The organism is Rhodopseudomonas sp. P2A-2r (assembly GCF_026015985.1).
Lineage (GTDB): Bacteria > Pseudomonadota > Alphaproteobacteria > Rhizobiales > Xanthobacteraceae > Tardiphaga.
Window position 1 is genome coordinate 3575114 of record NZ_CP110389.1, and the last position, 14462, is coordinate 3589575.

At 63.2% G+C, this 14462-nt stretch carries 17 protein-coding genes; 8 read left to right on the forward strand and 9 right to left on the reverse strand.

Annotated elements, in window-relative coordinates:
- Positions 1-96 precede the first annotated feature (96 nt).
- The 4 genes from ONR75_RS17255 to ONR75_RS17270 all read right to left on the reverse strand — a co-directional run bounded on the left by ONR75_RS17255 (position 97) and on the right by ONR75_RS17270 (position 5592).
- The gene (locus ONR75_RS17255; RefSeq protein ID WP_265078354.1) at positions 97-1455 is read right to left on the reverse strand and encodes a TRAP transporter large permease; all 1359 of its coding nucleotides are present in this window, start codon (positions 1453-1455) and stop codon (positions 97-99) included.
- Entirely contained in the window at positions 1452-2021 is a 570-nt protein-coding gene (locus tag ONR75_RS17260; protein ID WP_413776521.1) for a TRAP transporter small permease, read from the reverse strand. The genes ONR75_RS17255 and ONR75_RS17260 overlap by 4 nt, the downstream gene beginning before the upstream one ends.
- Positions 2018-3040, reverse strand: a complete 1023-nt coding sequence (gene dctP / locus ONR75_RS17265) for a TRAP transporter substrate-binding protein DctP (RefSeq protein WP_265078356.1) — start codon at positions 3038-3040, stop codon at positions 2018-2020. Before dctP ends, ONR75_RS17260 begins: the two co-directional genes overlap by 4 nt.
- A gap of 335 nt (positions 3041-3375) precedes the next feature.
- On the reverse strand, positions 3376-5592 hold the full coding sequence (locus ONR75_RS17270) for a TonB-dependent receptor (RefSeq protein ID WP_265078357.1): 2217 nt from the start codon (positions 5590-5592) through the stop codon (positions 3376-3378).
- Between the two features lie 335 nt (positions 5593-5927).
- On the opposite strand from ONR75_RS17270, the gene ONR75_RS17275 reads away from it, so the two are divergent.
- Genes ONR75_RS17275 through ONR75_RS17290 form a run of 4 tightly spaced genes read left to right on the forward strand, consistent with a single transcriptional unit; the run spans position 5928 to position 8891 of the window.
- Complete coding sequence (locus tag ONR75_RS17275) at positions 5928-6266, forward strand: hypothetical protein (protein ID WP_265078358.1); 339 nt, start codon at positions 5928-5930, stop codon at positions 6264-6266.
- Positions 6266-7063: an ABC transporter substrate-binding protein gene (locus tag ONR75_RS17280; protein ID WP_265078359.1), complete on the forward strand. Its 798-nt coding sequence runs from the start codon at positions 6266-6268 to the stop codon at positions 7061-7063. Before ONR75_RS17275 ends, ONR75_RS17280 begins: the two co-directional genes overlap by 1 nt.
- A complete protein-coding gene (locus ONR75_RS17285) occupies positions 7060-8124 on the forward strand; it encodes a FecCD family ABC transporter permease (RefSeq protein ID WP_265078360.1) in 1065 nt (354 codons plus the stop codon). Before ONR75_RS17280 ends, ONR75_RS17285 begins: the two co-directional genes overlap by 4 nt.
- Positions 8121-8891: an ABC transporter ATP-binding protein gene (locus ONR75_RS17290; RefSeq protein WP_265078361.1), complete on the forward strand. Its 771-nt coding sequence runs from the start codon at positions 8121-8123 to the stop codon at positions 8889-8891. The genes ONR75_RS17285 and ONR75_RS17290 overlap by 4 nt, the downstream gene beginning before the upstream one ends.
- A gap of 648 nt (positions 8892-9539) precedes the next feature.
- Here ONR75_RS17290 and ONR75_RS17295 read toward each other — a convergent pair.
- Positions 9540-10166 carry a hypothetical protein gene (locus ONR75_RS17295; protein WP_265078362.1) on the reverse strand — a complete coding sequence of 209 codons (627 nt, stop codon included), beginning with the start codon at positions 10164-10166 and terminating at the stop codon, positions 9540-9542.
- Between the two features lie 3 nt (positions 10167-10169).
- On the reverse strand, positions 10170-10685 hold the full coding sequence (locus ONR75_RS17300; RefSeq protein ID WP_265078363.1) for a hypothetical protein: 516 nt from the start codon (positions 10683-10685) through the stop codon (positions 10170-10172).
- Between the two features lie 386 nt (positions 10686-11071).
- Here ONR75_RS17300 and ONR75_RS17305 point away from each other — a divergent pair, with 386 nt between their 5' ends.
- Entirely contained in the window at positions 11072-11311 is a 240-nt protein-coding gene (locus ONR75_RS17305) for a pentapeptide MXKDX repeat protein (protein WP_265078364.1), read from the forward strand.
- Between the two features lie 65 nt (positions 11312-11376).
- Here the strand turns inward: ONR75_RS17305 and ONR75_RS17310 are convergent, their stop codons facing one another.
- Positions 11377-11718: a DUF6481 family protein gene (locus ONR75_RS17310; protein WP_265078365.1), complete on the reverse strand. Its 342-nt coding sequence runs from the start codon at positions 11716-11718 to the stop codon at positions 11377-11379.
- Positions 11719-12174: 456 nt separating this feature from the next.
- On the opposite strand from ONR75_RS17310, the gene ONR75_RS17315 reads away from it, so the two are divergent.
- The gene (locus ONR75_RS17315) at positions 12175-12360 is read left to right on the forward strand and encodes a hypothetical protein (protein ID WP_265078366.1); all 186 of its coding nucleotides are present in this window, start codon (positions 12175-12177) and stop codon (positions 12358-12360) included.
- An 89-nt stretch (positions 12361-12449) separates the two neighbouring features.
- Entirely contained in the window at positions 12450-12917 is a 468-nt protein-coding gene (locus ONR75_RS17320; protein ID WP_265078367.1) for an FKBP-type peptidyl-prolyl cis-trans isomerase, read from the forward strand.
- 23 nt (positions 12918-12940) lie between these two features.
- Here the strand turns inward: ONR75_RS17320 and ONR75_RS17325 are convergent, their stop codons facing one another.
- A complete protein-coding gene (locus tag ONR75_RS17325; RefSeq protein WP_265078368.1) occupies positions 12941-13912 on the reverse strand; it encodes a TRAP transporter substrate-binding protein in 972 nt (323 codons plus the stop codon).
- A 158-nt stretch (positions 13913-14070) separates the two neighbouring features.
- Here ONR75_RS17325 and ONR75_RS17330 point away from each other — a divergent pair, with 158 nt between their 5' ends.
- Positions 14071-14229, forward strand: coding sequence for a hypothetical protein (locus tag ONR75_RS17330; RefSeq protein WP_265078369.1), 159 nt, complete (start codon positions 14071-14073; stop codon positions 14227-14229).
- Here ONR75_RS17330 and ONR75_RS17335 read toward each other — a convergent pair.
- Complete coding sequence (locus ONR75_RS17335; RefSeq protein ID WP_265078370.1) at positions 14226-14420, reverse strand: hypothetical protein; 195 nt, start codon at positions 14418-14420, stop codon at positions 14226-14228. The genes ONR75_RS17330 and ONR75_RS17335 overlap by 4 nt on opposite strands.
- Positions 14421-14462 lie beyond the last annotated feature (42 nt).

Sequence of the window (14462 nt, forward strand, 5' to 3'; positions counted from 1 at the left end):
AGGATGAATGTTCATCGACGGTGCTTCCGCCGTCGTCCTTCGAGACGCGCGCAAGCGCGCTCCTCAGGATGACGGCTTCCAATTCGATGGTGACCTCTATCGTCCCCCGTCCGGCCCCATCACCAGGTCCGGCAGGAAGGTCGAGATCTGCGGCACGAAACACAATAGGACCACGGCGGCCATCATCAGCAGAACGAAGGGCAGCGTGCCCCAGATCACTTCCATCAGCGGGATGTCGGGCGCCACATTGCGGATGACGAAGATGTTCAGCCCGACCGGAGGATGGATCAGGCCCATCTCCATGACGATGGTCATGACGATGCCGAACCAGATGATATCAAAACCGGCGGCGCGCAGCGGCGGCAGCACGATCGGAGCGGTCATCAGGATGATCGATACCGGCGGCAGGAAGAAGCCGAGGATCACCACCATTACCAGGATCGCGGCCAGCAGCTCCCAGCGCGGCAGGTGCATGGCGACGATGGATTCCGCCACCGACTGCGAGATGTGCAGGTAGCTCATAACGTAGGAGTATAGCAGCGACATGCCGATGATCATCATCAGCATGGTCGACTCGCGGATCGTCGATTTCAGGATCGGCGCAAGGTCAGTGGGCCGCCACACGCCGTAGATCGCCGCGATCAGCGCCAGCGCCAGCAACCCGCCGAGACCTGCGGTTTCCGACGGCGTCGAATAGCCGCCATACAGCGCGATCATCACACCGGTGAGCAGGATGATGAACGGCAGCACCCGTGGCAGCGCGCTGAAGCGCTCGGCCATGGTGAATTCGTCGCGCTGCAGGATCGCGGATTCGACACCGGTCGCCTCATACGCCACCTTCGCCGTGGCGTATTCCTTGCGGAAGCGGATCACCGCATAGACGCCGAACAAAGTGACCAGCAGCAGGCCCGGGCCGATGCCGGCGAGAAACAGCCGTCCCAGCGATTTTTCGGCAGCCACGGCAAACAGGATCATGGTGATGGAGGGCGGCAGCAGGATGCCCAGCGTGCCGCCGGCAGCGATGATGCCGGCCGCGAAACCGCCGGAATAGCCGCGCTTGCGCATCTCGGGAATGCCGGCGGAGCCGATCGCCGAGCAGGTGGCGGGCGACGAACCGGCCATGGCCGCGAACAGCGCGCAGGCGAACACGTTGGCGACGCCGAGGCCGCCGGGCACCCGATGCAGCCAGGCATGCAGCGCCGAATACAGATCCTGTCCGGCGCGGGATTTTCCGATCGCCGCGCCCTTGAGAATGAACAGCGGGATCGACAGCAGCGTGATCGAGGCCATCTCCTCGTAGACGTTCTGCGTCACCGTATCGAGCGAGGCCGACGGCATGTAGATCGCCATGAACACCACGGCGACGGAGCCCAGCGCGAAGGCGATCGGCATGCCCGAAAACATCGCCACCAGTGTCGCCACGCCGTAGCTGATACCAATTCCAAGAACAGTCACGGGCGGGCCTTGTCGGATGAGGGCTTGCGGGTCAGCGGGATCAGGATCTGCAGAAAGATCTGCGCGCACAGCAAGGTCATGCCGGCGGCCATCAGGGCGTAGGGGATCGCCAGCGGCGGCGACCACATGGAATTGGACACCTGGCCATCGACCCAAGCTTCGTGGGTCAGCGTCCACGACTTCCAGGCGAAGAACGCACAGAAGGCGAAGCTGGCGACATCCACCATCCACAGCCGGACGCGATTGACCATCGGCGACAGCAGCCCGACAAAGGCCTCGATGCCGATATGCCCGCGCTGCCCTTGGACATAGGCGGCGGTCAGGAAGGTGGCGCCGACCAGCAGGAACACCGCGGCTTCGTCCTGCCAGTAAGTGGCGCTGTGAAAGAGGCTGCGGGTGGCGACGCTGTAGCTGAGGATGACGCAGGCGGCGATCAGGGCGATCGCCGCAAGCACCACGATGACATTGTTACAGAACGCCAGAGCGCGCTCGAGAGCCGCCACGAGCGGATTGCCCGTGACGGGGAAGGGCGGATCGAAGTGATCCGGAAGGGGACCATGCATCAGGCGGCAACGTCGGTAGCAAGCTTCAGCAGGTTGGCAGCCAGCGGGGTCTTGGCGCTGTAGTCCTTCCACGCAGTGTCGCGGGCGATGTCGCGCCATTTGGCGACGATGCCGGCGTCGAGCATGCTGACCTTGGCGCCAGCCTTCTCGTACACTTTTGCCACTTCGACATCGTCAGCCTGGGCGCCTTGCTTGCCAAACGCTTCCAGCTCGGCGCCGACGCTCAGGATGATGTCCTGGTGCTTCTTCGGCAGCTTGTCGAAGATGGCCTTCGACATCATCAGCGGCTCCAGCATGAACCAGTAGGAAGCGTTGGCGCCCGAGGTCAGGTGTTTGGCCACCTCTTCCAGCCGGAACGAAATCAGGCTGGTGGAGGAGGTGATGCCGGCGTCGCAGGCCCCGGTCTGCATGGCCGCGTAGATTTCATTGGATGGCACTGACAGCACGGCGGCGCCGGCGGTCTGCAGCACCATGTCCATTTCGCGCGAACCGCCGCGCACCTTGAGGCCCTTGGCATCTTCCGGAGCGAGCAGGGGCCGGGTCCGGCTGGCGACGCCGCCGGCCTGCCAGACCCAGGTGATCAGCATGATGCCCTTGTCGGCCAGGAAGTCCGTCAGCGCCTTGCCGACCGGCTGGTCCTTCCAGCGCAAGCCCTGGTCATAGGTGGAGACGAGGCCCGGCATCAGGCCGATATTGGTCTCCGGCAATTCGCCGCCGGCATAGGGCATCGGATACAGGCTGAGATCGAGCGCGCCTTTGCGCATGGCGGAAAACTGCGCGTTGGTCTTGATCAACGACGAATTCGGGTAGACCTCGCCGACTAGGTCGCCGCCGCTGCGCTTGGCGATTTCCTCGGCAAACTTGCGGGTCAGGCGGTCACGGAAGTCGCCCTTGTCGATGGTGCCGCCGGGGAACTGGTGCGAGATCTTCAGCGTCGTGGCGGCATGGGCTGTGCCGGTGCCGAGGCGCAAGATGGCGGGGGCGGCGAGGGCCGAGGCGAGGATGTGGCGGCGGGTCAGCATGGGTTCACTCCCTGGTGCGTTTCTTGATTGTCCGTGGCGCGGGCGTTGGATCACCTTAGCCGCATTCGCGGTGCTGTGCTCTAGTCTGAAAGTTAAAGTTTGTGCAAGGCTGCTCCCTGCAATCCGATGCTGCACCGCACACCGGGGCGATAATAGAATTCCGTCCGATGCCTCTATATGGCCGCGACAGCCATCGCATCTCGGAACGGTTCAAAGGACGGTCGCTCATGGCCATCACCACCGGGATCGCGTTCGGTGATCTGGCGCAAAGCGGGCATCGGCGATTGCCCCGGAGCCGCAGCAGAAATTGGCGGAGCTTCGGAGTTCGTGTAAGCTTAAAATGTGTGCTGCACCTTCACCGTGAAATTCCTGCCGACCTCAAGCAGGGGATTGGTCAGACTCTGCGAGTAGGCCATGTTGCTGAAGGTTGAGGCGTCGCGATAGGCGGTGTCGAAGATGTTTTCCAGTCCGAGGATCAGCTTGGTGTCGCCAAGATCCCGCGACACGAGTTGTCCTAGCTGCAGCGTCGCATAGAGTTTGGGGATGGCATAACCGGACGTCTGGTATTCCTGCGCCGCATCGATTCGGCTCTTGCTGGTTGCCCAATCCACCACCCCCTGCACCGAAAAGCTGCCATCGCCTGCCACGTACTGCACGCCCATGCGGCCGCGGAACGGCGCAAGGAACGGCAGCGGCGTATTCGTCACCGTGTTGTCGCCGCGAAGATAGGCCGCCGTGCCGAAAATGTTGACCGTCGGTGTGGCCTGCCAGCGCCCTTCGATTTCGACGCCGTTGACCTCGGCCCTGCCGACATTCTGGCTCTGGGTGAAGCCGGACGAGCCGTTGAAGGTCACGGCCACGGTCTGCAGGAAGTTCTCATAGTTGCTGTTGAAGGCCGTCACTTTGAGGTTGGCGTCGGCGGTGTGAAAATTGAACCCGCCCTCGTAGGTGAGGCCTTTCTCCGGTTGCAGGAAGGGATTGGGAACGGTGGTCGCGCTGGAGGCGAACAGTTCCGAATTCGTCGGCTGCCGGAACGAGGTGGCGACGCTGGCGAGCAGATCGACGGTCGGCAGAATCCGATAGACGATGCCGCCGCTGCCGGTCGGTGCGGTGGCGTCGACGTTGTCCTTGCCGATGAAGGCCGACCGTGTCGCCGCCGACAACGGCGTGAGTTCGGTGGTGGTGTTGAACCAGTCGAAGCGGCCGCCAACCGACAGCGTCAGCGGCTGGATCGGCGTCCAATCCTGCAACACGAAGGCACCGACATTGGACTGTGAGGTATCCGGGCCGTTCTTGGTATTGGCGACGTTGACAGTGCCGGTCACCGCACCGACAGCGTTGCGGTTGATGGTTTGCGAGGACCCTTCGCTGCCGGGCCGCATTTCAATGAAGCCGTCGGTGCCGAAGGTCGTCTTGGCTTCGCCGAATCCGCCAGACCACGGGATCGAAGCGAGGAATCGGCCGCCGGTGGTCCACGGACCGATCACGTGACTGGTGGAATTCACGGTGCGCGTCGCGACGCCGCGGGCGTTGATGGTGTTGTTCACCGTCAGCAGGGTGGTGTCGAAATAGTTCGCGTAGATCGATGCTTCGACATGCTTGATGATCCCGTCGAGCTCGCCGACATAACCCAGCCGTGCGGTGGTGACCTCGTTCGGGCTTTGGCGCACGCCGAGATAGGGAGCTCCCGGCGCACCGCCGACGCCGCCGGCGCGGCCGTCGGTCTCGTTGTATTTGCGTAGCGACAGTTCGAAGCGCTGGCCGATATCCGGCGAATAGCCGATCTTCAGGTTGCCGCCGAGGCTGCGGTAGTCGCTGTTGGGGACTTCGCCGAGCGGGCTGCTGTAATTGCTGCCCCACCGGCCGCTGACGCCGCCGAGGAAATCAAAGCCGCCGCCGGCGCCCTGGATCCAGTCATAGGTACTGAAGGAATCCGCGGCGCTGCCGTATCCCGCCGACCATCCGCCGCCGGTGAATCGAAACGGTCCGTTCGGGTTGCCGGTCGGCGTCCTGGTTACGATGTTGACGAGGCCGGTCAGTGCCTCGCTGCCATACAGCACCGAGGCCGGACCGCGCACGACTTCGACGCGTTCGATTTCCTCGGGTGCGAAGTAGCTCAGCTGAAGCGTGTTGCGGCCGCGGAAGCGATCGCCGTCGACGAACAGCGGCGAACGAAAACTGTTTGAACTGAAGCCGCGCAGGTAGATCTGTCCGCCGATGCCGCCGGCGCGCGCAATTGAGATGCCGGGTACCGTTGCGAGGATATCGAGCAGGCCGACGGGTGAGGTCTGTTCGATCTGGCCTCGCCCGATCACCGAGACGCTCTGCGTGAGTTGTCGCGGCAGTTTGGGCTCTGGCAGCTTGCCGCCGAGCGGCTTCAGCGAGTCTGCGCTGCTTGTTCCTGTCACGTCGATGGTCTGCAACTGGCCGGCGTCTGTCGGCGCGGCACTCGATGATTGCGCGAACGCAGCCCCGCTGCAGACCAGCTGGATCAGAACGATGCTCGACACCGAAGCACAGTGACGGATCAGGTCGGGAGAGCGCCGTGCCACGTATGAAGCCGTGTGGCTGGCTGCGTTCAGCTCCATTGCCTGTGGTGTTCGCGACATATTCCGGCCTTTCGTGCATTCGATTTATGCCGGACGTCTAACGCGCCGTGTTTGCGACAGACAAGCGTGTGTCGTCGACATTAGAGCGATTGTCGAGATCCGCGTCATTTTATCAGCGACTGGGAAACGTTGCGAAGTGAAGCCCGGATTACAATTGCTCCAAATGTCGATGAGGTTGCGCGACTCGCGCCGGGGTTTTCTGTAAGCAAGCGTGAAATTGAATCGATGTCGCGCCTGATGGGAACGGCGCGCACCGCGATCATAAGTGAAAGACGTCCGTGTTCTATGCTGAGTTGATTTCTCCTTTTCGCGCAATTCTGCTGTGGTGTGAGACACGAACGATCAGCCGGATCGCTGTCGCTGCGGTCGCTTCTGCAATCGCGATCAGTCACGCGTCGGCTGCCGATATCACCGACCAGCGCGGCCATACTATCCATCTCGACAAGCCTGCGGAACGCACGGTGTTCCTGCCGATTCCGGCGGCCGCGACCTATATCGCGATTGACGGCACCGAGCGTCATATCGCCGGTATGAATCCCTACTCGGCGAGCGCCATGCGAGAGGGCATACTTGGAAAAATGTTTCCCGCGCCGCGGGCATCTCGACCAATGTGGTGATGGGCGGCGGTGGCGCCAACAACTTCGCGCCTAACGTCGAATCCATTCTCGCCATGCGTCCCGATGTGGTTTTCCAATGGGCTACAGCGAGTACCGACGTGATCGGCGCTCTGGACCGGGCAGGCCTGGCGGTGTTGGGCATGCGGGCCGGATCGCAGGAAGATTTTGCAGCCTATGTTGCCATGATGGGCGAGGTGTCGGGAAAGGTCGAACGGGCGGCATCGCTGGTTCAGCGGCAGCAGGACGTGCGAAGCAGGATCGAGGCTGCGATGAGCGATGTCGAGACGCAGCAGCGGCCGCGCGTCATGTACCTCAACCGCGCGTCTGAGACGCTGCGCGTGAGCGGCAAGGGGACCTATAACGACTTCTATGTCCGACTGACGGGGGGCCAGAATGTTGCCGCCGACCTGCGGGCGATCAGCACCGTCACCATCGAACAGGTTCTGACCTGGAATCCGCAGGTTATCCTGTTGGGGAATTTCGACGCGACGATGCCGGCGGATATCTATGGCGATCCGCGGTGGCAAGGTGTCGATGCCGTCAAGACGCGCCGGGTTTATCGCGTGCCCCTCGGCGGCTATCGTTGGGATCCGCCGAGCCAGGAATCCGCGCTGACGTGGATCTGGCTCGCTGGACTGCTGCAGCCCGAGCGCACGCAAGAGGATCTTCGCGCCGCGATGCGCGACTGGTATACGTTCCTGTATGGGCACGCGCTGACCGACAGCGAGATTGACGACATCCTTTTTGCTGCGCAGAACCGGGCCTCTGCGGGCTATGCGCGATATCTCGCGCGATGACGCGGCATATTCCCGATGGCGTGATCGCGCGCAGCGACGCAGGTCGGCCATACATCCGCTGGGTAGCCCTGATGTGGTTTCTGGCAGCAGCGCTGCTGGTGTCGGCCCTGTGGGCCACGGCGTCGGGCCGCTACCAGGTTCCGTTCGCGAAAGTCATTGCCATCCTGGCGGCGCGTCTCGTCGACGTGACGCCAACGTGGACGCCGACCGACGCGATCGTCGTCGAGACCGTACGGCTGCCGCGTGTGCTGATGGCCGCCGTCGCTGGAGCCGGCCTCGCACTATGCGGTGCCGTGCTGCAGGGATTGTTTCGCAATCCCCTGGTCGGCCCACAGACCATCGGCGTGTCTTCGGGTGCCGCACTAGGTGGCGTCGTCGCGATCCTGTTCGTGGGCTTCGGTGGATACGTCTACGTTGGCGCATTCGCCGGTGCTGCGCTGGCATTGCTCGCAGTGCTCGCGATTCATCGCTCCGACAGCATATCGCCGGTCCTCACCCTGGTGCTGGCGGGGGTGGTGGTGAGCGCCTTCTGCGCCGCGCTGGTGGGGCTCGCGACCTACCTGGCCGACCCCGAGACCAAGCTGTCTGACATTGTATTCTGGTTGCTTGGCAGCTTTGGCTCCGCCACTTGGCAAAACCTGGCGCTGATCTCGATCTGCACCGGTGTGGCTGCGGTGATCCTGCTCGGCATGCGCTGGCGCATCAATGTGCTGTCGCTCGGCGACGAGGAGGCTCGCACCCTGGGTGTACATCCGGCGCGCGACCGGTTGATCCTGCTGGCGGCGACCTGCCTGGCGATCTCGGCGCAGGTCGCGGTCAGCGGCACCATCGGCTGGGTCGGACTGATCATTCCAAATCTGGCGCGGACCCTGGTTGGCGCCGATCACCGCCGCCTGCTGCCGGCGTCGGCGCTGATGGGGGCCATCTTCCTGGTCGTTGCCGACACCCTTGCGCGGGCGCTGACTGCCGCCGAGATCCCGGTCGGCATTGTCACGGCCATCGTTGGCACGCCGGTGTTCGCCGTCCTGCTGCGCCGTAACGCCACGAGCAGGGCCACATGATCCGTCTCGATGACATCGGTCACTGGTTTCGCAGCGAGCGCTGGTTGTTCCGGCATCTGTCGATGGCGGTGTTGCCTTCGGAAATCACCGCCATCCTCGGTCCGAACGGCGCCGGCAAGACCACCCTGTTGCGCGCGCTGTGCGGTACGCTAGCGGTGAAGGAGGGCAGTGTGCATGCCGGCGAGCATATCGGTTATGTGCCGCAGGCCCTGAATGCAGATCAGGCCTACAGCGCCATCGAGATGGTGCTGCTCGGCCGCAGCCGCTTTCTCGGGCGCTTTCACGCGCCGGGCCGCCGCGACACCGATCGCGCGCATGAATGTCTGACAGAGGTGGGCCTGAGCGCGGTCGCCGAACAGCGCTACGACCGGCTCAGCGGCGGGCAGCGTCAGTTGGTTTTGCTGGCGCGCGCTTTGGCGACCGGCTGCCATGTCCTTGTGCTCGATGAACCGGCATCCGCGCTCGATCTGGCCAATCAGGGGGTAGTGCTGCGGCTTATCCAGCGGCTGGCTCGGTCGCACGGACTGTCGGTGATCTTCACCACCCACCATCCCGATCACGCGCTGGGGATCGCCAGCAACACGCTGTTGATGCTGCGCGACGCCCAGCATCTCTATGGTCCTGCAGCATCGGTTCTGACCGAAGACAATCTGGCCCGTATGTATGGCGTGCCGGTCCGCCGCGTCGATGTCCGTTCCGCCGGCGAGACGGTATCGGCGATCGTTCCGTTGCATGGATTGAGCCCATCGGCCCCGGCGGCGGAGTGACGCTGCCCGCGGATCGGCACACCTCAGAGCCTGGACAGCTCCCGCGCCCAGGGAGGAAGCTGTCCAGAAACCGCGTGGCGGCGGGCATGAAGTTGCTGCCGTGGTGATAAAACGGATCCAGCGTCGAGACGATGAGGCGGCCAGCTGTGGTGGCCCGGTCGTCATACAGTAGTGCGCCGCCGTCGTCGCGGCCTTCGGGGTCCGGCGGTACGTCGATCAGGGTCTGTGCGCCGGGTGGCGGCGCCAGCAGGCCGTGAAAGTGCCAGATCGTGTCGGCGAAAGGCACGGCGCGAAACAAGTCGTGGTCCGGGCAGACGAGCCGGTTCGGCGGCGTCGCGTCTTTATCCAGCCACCACCAGAAATTGGTTGGGCGCGAAGTCCAGCGGACGCCTGGCAGCCAAGTTTCTGCCTGGTTCTCACCGAACACCACCAGCGTATGGCCGCGCTCGGCGAAATCGATCAGCAAGTCGCGATGTGCGCGCAGCAAATTCGGATTGATGTGGTCGGTGACGATCAACACCGTCACGCCGTCGAGTTGGCCGGTGTGGAGCTCCGGCATGTAGATCGTGCGGTCGAGCAGGCTGCGAAAGCGCGGACCTTGAATCGCGGTATGATGATAGAATGTTCCGCCATCCAGCACGGCGAGCGTCACGATATGCACTCCGAGGACGCTGTTGCCGTGTTGAACAGCCATCGCAGCAGCTGCGGCACGATACGGCCGGTGCTGTCGGCACCGCCGAATTGCCAGAGGTCGTTACCGCCATGGAACAGCACCCGGCCGTGCCCGACCGGGTAGATGAAATCGAGCGGCTTGTCGGGGCTCCCGACGCTATTGATCACGTATGCGCCCTCTGGCGCATCATGCCATACTCGCCCATAGAAGCCGGCAACACCGCGGCGAAATGTCAGCTCATGCGCGGAAACGCCGTCCCAGACAGGATGCTCCGCCATGCGGACAATCGCCAGGTCTTCAAGACGTCCGGATGGCTGCGTGTGAAATCCAGCCATGCCGGGCAGAAATGGATAGGCGATATGGCCATTGGCGACGACGGTGCCGCCGCCGCGGAGAAAGCGTTCGATTTGCGCGGCGTGCCCGGCGAGAAATCGCTGATCCGCATGCATGCCGATCAGTAGTGCGCTATAGTTGTCGAGTTCGATAGTCGCCAGATTGTAGATGTCGTGATCTACGATGCCGCCGAGCGCCTCCGGACGCGAGGCCATCTTGCCTATCGCCGGATTGACCCCGCCATTGGACAGAAAGAGGGCTGGCTTCATCGTTCAGCTGACGCTTAGTTCAAACAGGTCCGCCGGTACTGCAGCAAGGACATCGCTCGCAATCGACTTTCTCAGCTGCCTCAACTCCGCTTCTTCCGATGGCGTGCGTGTCCTGGAGAATGTCAGTTCGAAGAATCTCGCCGGGAGCGTCGTCGGCCGCAGTGCGATCTCGGCCGTCCTGCCGGAGAGCATGACGCGAAAGCTGTAGGAAATGTCGGCGCCGGCCACGAAGCGCGCAAGCGGCAGCGAACGATCGACCGTATATGCACCGCGAGTGACGGCGCGTGTCACGAACTCGAAAGAATCCCGAACGCCCGGGCCTGGATGGCCGCTGACAACCGTGATGTCAGCCCTCTTGGGCGGGGTGTCGGATGACAGCGCTTCCAATGCGACCCGAATGGCCTGGAATGTGATTGCCAGCATGGCAAGTGCCCCCTGGCCGTGATAGGCGGCCACGGCGGCGAAGCTGATCTCGATCGGATCCTCTTCGCCCATAATGGTAATGCTCGGCAACTGCACGGTGGATCCTTCCGAGACGAGTCGAGATGGCGATAGCGATGCTTTCCACATACTTGTCGACGACAGCCATTGAAACCGCGAATTCATACTGCGGCTTAGATCCCATCTAAGCGGTTTCGGATCAGCCTGATGAGGTGTTCAATTGCCCCGCCGCTCTACGTTGCGCGGTATCCTCGGCGACCACACGCGGTCTTCACCAAAGTCGAGGACGAAAGGCGGACGACAGATTTTGGTGCAATGCGGACGCCCGTCCGGGTTTTGCGAAAGCGAAGCGCGGCGCTATTGAAAATTTGTGCAAACCGGCCCGTAACAAAGCCGTTCGCCTATGCGTCTGTATGGAAGCGACAGAGGTCGCGTTTCAGAACCGGTTCAAAGGACGACAGCTCATGACCATCACCACCAAGATCGCGCTTGGCATTTCTGCCGCTGCCCTCTCGCTCAGCCTGGCACTGGCGCCGGCCGCCTTCGCTCAGGACAAGATGGGCAAGGATGACGGAATGAAGAAAGACGGCATGATGAAGAAGGACGACGGCATGAAAAAGGATGCCATGTCGCACGACGGCATGAAGAAGGACGACGGAATGAAGAAGGACGGCATGATGAAGAAGGACGAGATGAAGAAGTAACTTCTTCGCATCGGCGTCCGGCGGGCTCGCATATCGCGGGCCCGCCCTGCATTGACCTGCTGGATCTACTTGCGCTTCTTGCGGGCGGCGTAGCGGGCGTCGCGCGCGGCCTTCTTTTCGGCTTCCAGCGCCAGCTCGGCGGCGGCGGCCTCTTCCTTTTCGCGCGCGGCGCGGGCAGCGGCCTCAGCAGCTTCCTCGGCTTCGCGGATTTTCTGCGCGGCCTTTTCGGCGTCGCGCAACAGCTTGGCCTGAGCGCGTGCGGCGGCCTGTGCCTCGCGCTCGGCAGCGCGCGCCTTCACGGCCGGATCGTCGGGGCCCGGCTGCGACTTGAACTTGGTCAGGATGTTCTTCTTGGCGTCGAGCGCCGCCTTTTGGCGGTCAGCAAAACTCGGTTCTTTAAATCCCATCGACGAGGCCTTGTTGCTTTCATGGTTGGTGCCGGGCCGTTTGGCTCTCCACCACATGGGGCAGGGAACGGAGCGCAGCCGAAACTCGACAGCGGTTTACAGGCGACGGCGCCGCAACGCATCAACTATCTGCGAAATTCCGCACCTGTTGCGGGAAAACACGCGTGCAGCCGACCATTGCAGGCCCGGCGACCGCGATGGCGGCCGACCCGCCCGATCTGCACGGTCGGGCCGGCCGCCGGCTGCGAGGCAGTTGAGATTGCTGGTCGAACGGTCTTTGACCGCCAAAGCGCGATCCGGCGGGGCCGGGGCAGGTCTTGTTCGTTTGCAGCGCAAAACCGGCCCTTGCGGCCATTAGATCAACAAAATCGAGCCTGAACCTGTGCTGCCGTCGGCGCGACTGATGGGGAACATTCCGAGCGGTGCGGGAGTTTCCGTGGCAATCAGGAGTAACCTATGCTGACCACCGTTGACCGCGTTATCGCCAGGCTGAACCTGAAACACCCGGTTTCGGACAGTCAGACGGCTGCTGCGCGTGACGATGCCGCGCAATTCGCCTCGCAACTGCTGGAAAACTACAAGGGCCAGCTCGCCCAGCGCAGCCTGTATCCCGAGGCTCCACCCAAGCCGACGGCAAGTTGACCGGCGCGTGGCGCTCGGGGGCTTGCGCCCATGCAGGTTCCGCGGGCATAGATCTGCCCGCGCCAGCCATGTTCACCCCCGGAGATAAGATGCGTTCTTTCAAGCTTGCGGGCAGGCTCGCGACCGTGTTGCTGGGTCTGGGCCTGGCGTCGGTTGCAACAGACAGTTCACTCTCAACAGCAACGGCTCAGGCCGCAGGAAAAATCATGACGACAGCTTCAGGCCTGAAAATCGAGGATACCGTGGTCGGCACCGGCAAGACGCCGACGCGCGGACAGACCTGCGTGATGCACTACACCGGTTGGCTCTACGAGAACGGCGTCAAGGGCAAGAAATTCGACTCCTCGCTCGACCGCAACGAGCCGTTCGAGTTTCCGATCGGCATGAAGCGCGTGATCGGCGGCTGGGACGAGGGCGTCTCGACCATGAAGGTCGGCGGCAAGCGCACCCTGATCATTCCGCCGGATCTCGGTTATGGCGCCCGCGGCGCCGGCGGCGTGATTCCGCCGAATGCCACCCTGATCTTCGACGTCGAACTGCTCGACGTGAAGGGCTGAGGGCCTCGGACGCCCGATCCCGTTCAGGATTGGGCAATCCGGCGCAATACGCTCCGCGACACCTCATCGGCCGCGAACTGCTCGATGAGGGGCGCAGCCTTCTCGATGAACGGGGTCTTGTCCGGGCGCACGAAGGTGACACCGCGCTGCGCGATCTCGGTCTTGGCGCGGGTCTCGAAATCCGTCCACAACGTGTTCATGTGATCGTATGAGGCCATTGCCGCCTCGCGGACGACGCTCTGATGCTGCGGGCTGAGCGACTGCAACCGCGCGCTGCCGATCAGCAGAACATCCGAAATCATGGTGTGTTCGTCGAAAGAGTAATGCGATACCACGTCGGCGTGGTTGCCAATGATCAACGCCGCCACGCTGTTCTCCGCGCCGTCCACCAAGCCGGATTTGAGCGCGATGAACACATTGCTCCAGGCCAGCTCGACACCCTCGGCGCCGAACACCTGCATCAGCCGGGTCATGGTCTCCGACGGCTGGATGCGGATCTTCATGCCCTTGAGGTCATCGGGGTGGTTGATCGGTTTGCGGCCATAGAAGCTGCGGGCGCCGGCATCGTAGAATGTCACCCCGACCAGCCCCGCGGGCGCGGTGGAGGCGAGGATGTCGCGGCCGACATCGCTGGTGGTCACCTTCAGCCAGTGCGCCCTGTCGCGCAGCGTGAATGGCAGGTTCAGCACCTTGTAGGCGGGGTGGAAACGCTCCAGCAAGCTGGCGCTGACCTTGAGGAAATCCAGCTTGCCGGCCTGGACCTGCGACAGAAGGTCGACCTCCTGGCCGAGCTGGCCATCGGCGAAAATCGCGATTTCGATCTCGCCGCCGGTGCGCTCGCGCACGATATCGGCGAAACGCTGCATTGCCGGGTGCACCGGATGGGTCGTTGGCAGGCCATGGGCGAGGCGCAGTTTCAGCGATTCGGCGCGCAGCACCGCCGGACAGGTAACGGCCAACCCCGCGGTGATCAGAAGGCGACGCCGAGACAGCATGGCTGGGCTCAATATTGATAAAGGAGGAGGGTGCGCGTTGCGCATCTTCGCACATCTTGGGGAACCGACAAGCCGGCTGTTAAGACCTTGGGCCTAGGATCCGGTCGATCACGGACGTAACCGGGCCACAGGCGCGGTCAACACTAAAACGGGGGCAGATGGCGAACAGTGAACATCGCGACGCGCGGCGACCGAACGGTCGGCGCGACTGGCGTCGCATCCATCATTCGCCGGCGTTCTGGGTCGGCGTCGTGCTCTGCCTGGCGGCGATCGCGATCTATCTGTGGTCCGACGACCTGTCGTGGCGCCCGCGCTAGAGCTTCCGGATCGCCAGCTTGGCGGCAGCCTCCGCGGCCTGTTCGGTCTCGCAATCGTCCTCGGTGACGAAGCCGAGCATGGTCTTGCCCTGGATGGTATTGCCGCTCGGCGTTTTCGGACTGATCGAGGCGCGCCACTGTCCGGGGCGCCGCTGAAAGGTCAGGATCGAGAACAACGCTGCGTCGGCCATGGTCAGCTATCCCTGTGAGAGCGCTGAGCCGGACTGGCTGAA